3 protein-coding genes are annotated in these 6,461 nt (G+C 74.4%); all 3 read left to right on the plus strand.

Features of this window, described 5'->3' with window-relative positions:
• Positions 1-1,312: methyltransferase (locus ACYVJ4_RS18020; RefSeq protein ID WP_460461458.1), on the plus strand; the 1,312-nt coding region annotated here is incomplete at its 5' end.
• Between the two features lie 154 nt (positions 1,313-1,466).
• Positions 1,467-4,241, plus strand: a complete 2,775-nt coding sequence (topA, locus tag ACYVJ4_RS18025; protein WP_460461459.1) for a type I DNA topoisomerase — start codon at positions 1,467-1,469, stop codon at positions 4,239-4,241.
• A 54-nt stretch (positions 4,242-4,295) separates the two neighbouring features.
• On the plus strand, positions 4,296-6,461 hold a 2,166-nt coding region (gene tmk, locus ACYVJ4_RS18030; RefSeq protein WP_460461460.1), incomplete at its 3' end, for a dTMP kinase.

Genomic DNA, 6,461 nt, shown 5'->3' on the forward strand with positions numbered 1-6,461 from the left:
GCGCCTCGGCCTGGCGGCCGCCCGCGCCGCCCACCTGGTCGAGGCCACCGGCGAGGGCCGCGACGACGACGTGCGCGCGCTCGTCGACGTCCGCCCCTACGCGGCCGACGACGCGGGCTGGTGGCTCGCCTCCGACCTCGGCGAGCTGGCGACCGGCGGACCGCTCGCGCCCGACCACGTCCTGGGCGCGGGTGGCGCCTCCACCACGCTCGCACAGTGGACGCCGCGCACCCCGGTCGGCCGCGTGCTCGACCTCGGCACCGGCTGCGGCGTGCAGGCCTTCCACGCCGCCCGGCACGCGACGTCCGTGCTGGGCACCGACGTCTCGGCCCGCGCGCTGGCCTTCGCGGCCTTCAACGCCGCGCTCAACGCCGCGGCCGACGGCGGGCCGTTCGCCGGGCGCACCCTCGAGCTGCGCCGCGGCGACCTGCTGGAGCCGGTGGCGGGCGAGAGGTTCGACCTCGTGGTGAGCAACCCGCCCTTCGTCATCACGCCGCGCGTCGCCGGGGTGCCGCGCTACGAGTACCGCGACGGCGGGCGCGCCGGGGACGACGTGGTGCGCCAGCTGGTCGGCGGCCTCGGCGACCACCTCGCGCCCGGCGGCGTGGCCCAGCTGCTCGGCAACTGGGAGCACGTCGACGGCGAATGGCGCGAGCGGGTGGGCGCGTGGCTGCCGCCCGACGTCCAGGCCTGGGTGGTGCAGCGCGAGGTGCAGGACCCCGCCGAGTACGCCGAGACCTGGGCGCGCGACGGCGGCCACCTGCCCGGCACGCCCGCGCACGAGGCGCTCGTGGCCGGCTGGCTCGACGACTTCGCCGCCCGCGGGGTCGAGGCCGTCGGCTTCGGCGTCGTCACCCTGCGCCGACCCGCGAGCACCGTCGGCACCACGACCCACCGCCTGGACGACGTCCGCGGACCGCTCGACGGGCCGCGGGGCGAGGTCGTGACCGCCGTCCTGGACGCCGAGGACTGGCTCGCCCGCACCACGGACGACGACCTGCTCGCCGCGCACCTCGTGGTGGCGCCGGACGTCACCGAGGAGCGGCACGGCACGCCCGGCGCCGACGACCCCCAGGTCGTGCTGCTGCGCCAGGGCGGCGGCCTGGGCCGGGCGGTGCGAGCGAGCACGGCACTGGCCGGGCTGGTCGGCGCGAGCGACGGCGAGCTGTCCGTCGGGCAGGTGGTCGGCGCCCTGGCCCACCTGCTCGAGCGCCCGGAGGCCGACGTCCGGGGCGAGCTGCTGCCCGACGTCCGGCACCTGGTCGCCGACCTCCTCCTCCACCCCGCGGGCAGCCCGACCGCGACGCGCTGAGAGGTCGCGGAGAGCCCCGGATTGCACACTCTCGGTGCCGCAGCGTTACCGTCGTGGCCCGTCGGGCCCTGCTCGACGCCTGCTCGACCCCTGCTCGACCCCGCCCGACCTGCGCGTGAACCCTGCGAGATCCGTGCCCAGCAGAAGGAGAAGCGTGGCCACGTCGTCCTCCGGCCGCCGCCGGCTCGTCATCGTCGAGTCGCCGGCCAAGGCCAAGACCATCGCCGGCTACCTCGGCGACGGCTACGACGTCGAGGCCAGCGTCGGGCACATCCGAGACCTGCCGCAGCCCTCCGAGCTGCCGGCCGACATGAAGAAGGGGCCGTTCGGCAAGTTCGCCGTCGACCTCGAGAACGGCTTCGAGCCGTACTACGTCGTCGACAGCGACAAGAAGAAGAAGGTGTCCGAGCTCAAGCGGCTGCTCAAGGACGCGGACGAGCTCTTCCTCGCGACGGACGAGGACCGCGAGGGCGAGGCCATCGCGTGGCACCTGCTCGAGGCGCTGCAGCCCAAGGTGCCGGTCAAGCGCATGGTGTTCCACGAGATCACCCGCGAGGCGCTGCAGCGCGCGCTCGAGAACACCCGCGACATCGACGACCGCCTCGTCGACGCGCAGGAGACGCGCCGCATCCTCGACCGCCTCTACGGCTACGAGGTCTCGCCGGTGCTGTGGCGCAAGGTGCGCCAGGGCCTGTCGGCCGGCCGCGTGCAGTCGGTGGCCACGCGGCTGGTGGTCGAGCGCGAGCGCGAGCGGATGGCGTTCCGCAGCGCGCAGTACTGGGACCTGCAGGGCACGTTCGCGACGGACGACGACTCGAACTTCACCGCCCGCCTCACCGGCGTCGACGGCTCGCGGGTCGCCACCGGCAAGGACTTCGACGACCTCGGCCGGCTCACGCAGGGCTCGCGCGACCTGGTGCACCTCGACCTCGCCGCCGCGACCTCGCTGGCGCAGGGGCTGGAGCAGGCCGCCGTCACCGTCAGCTCGGTCGACGAGAAGCCGTACACCCGTCGTCCGGCCGCGCCGTTCACCACCTCGACGCTGCAGCAGGAGGCCGGACGCAAGCTGCGCTTCTCGTCCCGGCACGCCATGCGCGTCGCGCAGTCGTTGTACGAGAACGGCTTCATCACCTACATGCGCACCGACTCGACCGTGCTGTCGAGCGAGGCCCTCACCGCGGCGCGGTCGCAGGCCCGCGAGCTCTACGGCCCCGAGTACGTGCCCGACGCCCCGCGCCTGTACGCCGGCAAGGCCAAGAACGCCCAGGAGGCGCACGAGGCGATCCGCCCCGCGGGCGACCGGTTCCGCACCCCGGCGCAGGTCTCGGGCCAGCTGCGCGGCGACGACTTCCGCCTCTACGAGCTGATCTGGAAGCGCACCGTCGCCAGCCAGATGGCCGACGCGCGCGGCTCGACGGCCTCGGTGAAGCTCGCGGCGACGGCGTCCGACGGACGGGTCGCGGAGTTCAGCGCGAGCGGCACCGTCATCACCTTCCGCGGGTTCCTCGCCGCCTACGAGGAGGGCCGCGACGAGCAGCGCGAGGCCGAGGCGAACGAGCGCGAGGCCGAGCGTCGGCTGCCGCAGCTGGCCGAGGGCGACGACCTCAGCGCCCGCGACATCGAGGTCTCGGGGCACGAGACGAGCCCGCCGCCACGCTTCACCGAGGCGAGCCTGGTCAAGGCGCTCGAGGAGCGCGGCATCGGCCGGCCCTCGACGTACGCCTCGACCATCTCGACGATCATCGACCGCGGCTACGTCTGGACGCGCGGCAACGCGCTCGTCCCGTCGTGGGTGGCCTTCGCCGTCACGCGGCTGCTCGAGGAGCACTTCGGCCGGCTGGTCGACTACGACTTCACGGCCGGCATGGAGGAGGACCTCGACAAGATCGCCGACGGCCGCGAGGAGCGCTCGCGCTGGCTGCAGCGGTTCTACTTCGGGGACGCCGACAGCGCGCTCGAGGGCCTCAAGGACCTCGCGGGCGACCTGGACGAGATCGACGCGCGCGAGATCAGCACCGTGCCGATCGGCGAGGACGTCGTCCTGCGCGTGGGCCGCTACGGCCCGTACGTCGAGGTCACGGGCGCGGACGGCGAGCCGCAGCGTGCTACCGTCCCGGACGACGTCGCGCCCGACGAGCTCAGCGTCGACAAGGCCCGCGAGCTGCTGACGATGAGCGGGGACGACGGCCGCGTGCTCGGCGAGGACCCGGCCACCGGGCGGGCCGTCGTGGTCAAGGCCGGGCGCTACGGCCCCTACGTCACCGAGCTGCTCGAGGACGAGCCCGAGCCGGCTCCGGCCGAGGGCGCGAAGAAGACGGCCAAGAAGGCGGCCGGCCCCAAGCCGCGCACCGCCAGCCTGTTCAAGGACATGTCGCCCGAGAGCGTGACGCTGGCCGATGCGCTGCGCCTGCTGTCGCTGCCGCGCATCGTGGGCGTCGACCCGTCGTCCGGCGACGAGATCACCGCCCAGAACGGCCGCTACGGGCCGTACCTGAAGAAGGGCACCGACTCGCGCTCGCTCACCAGCGAGGCGCAGCTGTTCGACCTCACGCTGGACGAGGCGCTCGCGATCTACGCCCAGCCCAAGCGCGGGCGCGGCCAGGCGGCGTCGGCGCCGCTGCGCGAGCTGGGCGCCGACCCGGTGTCGGGCCAGCCGGTCGTGGTCAAGGACGGCCGCTTCGGCCCCTACGTCACCGACGGCGAGGTCAACGCGACGCTGCGCAAGGACGACGCCGTCGAGGCCATCACGCTCGAGCGGGCGGCCGAGCTGCTCGCCGACAAGCGGGCGCGCGGGCCGGTGAAGAAGCGCGGGGCCAAGAAGACGGCCGCGAAGAAGACCACGGCCAAGAAGACCGCGAAGAAGACGGCCGCCAAGAAGACCGCCGCGAAGAAGACCGCCGCGAAGAAGACGGCGGCGACGGAGTCCTGAGGCCGGCGGTGCGCGGCTCGGCCGCCTGTCAGGCGACTCCCGTAGGCTGCCGACGTGCCTGAGACGACCGTGCCCCAGCCCGAGCCGCCTGCGGTGACCGCAGCCGAGGAGCTCACGGCCGAGGCGGCGGACGAGCTCGACGCCCCCGACCACGACGTCCGGGCGGTCCTCGCGATCACCCCCTTCCGGCGGCTGTGGCTCGCGCTCGGCCTGTCCAGCTTCGGTGACTGGCTCGGCCTGCTCGCCACCACGGCGCTGGCGGGGGCGCTGCCGCAGACCCCGGCCGCCAAGCTGCTCGCCGTCTCGGGCGTGTTCATCCTGCGGCTCGCGCCGGCCGTGCTGTTCGGGCCGCTCGCGGGCGTCGTCGCCGACCGCCTGCCGCGGCGCTGGACGCTGGTCTACGGCGACGTCCTGCGGTTCGCCCTGTTCTGCTCGATCCCGCTGGTCGGCACGCTGTGGTGGCTGTACGTCGCCACCGTGCTGGTCGAGGTCGTCGGCCTGTTCTGGATGCCGGCCAAGGACGCCACGGTGCCCAACCTGGTGCCGCGGCGGCGGCTCGAGGCGGCCAACCAGCTCAGCCTGGTCGTCACCTACGGCTCCGCCCCGCTGGCCGCGGTCGTGTTCTCGGGCCTGACGCTGTTCAGCGGCGTCATCGACGGCGTCATCCCGCACTTCGCGGGCAACCCGACCTACCTCGCGCTGTACGTCAACGCGCTGACCTTCCTGGTCTCGGCCCTGGTGATCTGGCGGCTGGAGTTCCCGCAGGTGCGGTCGTCGTCGGTGCGGCAGGAGTCCGTGCTGCGCACGGCGCTCGACGGCTGGACGTACATCGGGCGCACACCGCTCGTGCGTGGCCTCGTGCTGGGCATGCTTGGCGCCTTCGCGGCAGGTGGCTTCGTCATCGGCCTCGCGCAGAGCTTCGTCGGCGACCTCGGGGCGGGCTCACCGGGCTACGGCACCCTGTTCGCCTCGGTGTTCGTCGGCATGGCCGCGGGCATGTGGCTCGCGCCGCGGCTGCTGAGCGGGTTCAGCCGGCGACGCCTCTTCGGGCTCTCGATCGCCGCGGCCGGCGGCTGGCTCGTGCTGATGTCGCTCGTGCCCAACATCGTGCTCGCCGTGCTGTTCACCATCGGCCTCGGCGGGTGCGCGGGCGCCGCGTGGGTCACCGGCTACACGCTGCTGGGCCTCGAGGTCGGCGACGACGTCCGTGGTCGCACGTTCGCGTTCGTGCAGTCGATGGTGCGCGTCGTCCTGATCACGGTGCTGGCGCTCGGCCCGGTGGTCGCGGCCGGCATCTCCAAGCTGCTCGGGCTTCCGCACACCGTGCGCGTCAACGAGTACGTCAGCCTGACCTACACCGGCGTGATGGCCACGTTCCTGCTCGCCGGCGTGGTCGCGGTGCTTATCGGCCTGGCGTCCTACCGGCAGATGGACGACCGCGCCGGCATCTCGCTGGTGGCCGACCTCGCCGCCGCGGTCAAGCAGCGCCAGCTGCACGACGCGCCCGCGCGTCGGGCCCCCTACCCCGGCCGGTTCGTGGCCTTCGAGGGCGGCGACGGCGCGGGCAAGTCCACCCAGGTGCGGCTGCTCGGCGAGTGGCTCACCGGGCAGGGGTACACCGCCGTGCTCACCCACGAGCCCGGGGCCACGCCGGCCGGCCAGCGGCTGCGCGACGTCCTGCTGCACGGCGACCACCTCGCCGCCCGGGCCGAGGCGCTGCTGTTCGCGGCCGACCGCGCGCACCACGTCGAGACCGTCGTCCGGCCTGCGCTCGAGGCCGGGTCCGTCGTGGTCACCGACCGCTTCGCCGACTCCTCGGTGGCCTACCAGGGCGAGGGTCGCGACCTCGGCACGGCCGAGGTGGCCCAGCTGTCGCGCTGGGCCACGCAGGGCCTGACGCCCGACCTCACCGTCGTCCTCGACATCGAGCCGGACGCCGGGCGCACCCGCCGCCGCGACGAGCACGACCGGCTCGAGGCCGAGCCCGACGAGTTCCACGCCCGCGTGCGCGGACGGTTCCTCGAGCTGGCCCGCCGGGCGCCGTCCCGCTACCTGGTGCTGGACGCCGACCTCGGCCCCGAGGAACTGCACCGCCAGGTCGTGGCCCGGCTGCGGCCGGTGCTGCCCGAGTCGGCCGTCGACCGGGCCGAGCGCGAGCAGCGCCCGGCCGACGGCGCCCAGGCCCTCGAGCAGGCCGAGCGCGACGCGGCGCACCGCGCC

The organism is Angustibacter peucedani (assembly GCF_054779595.1).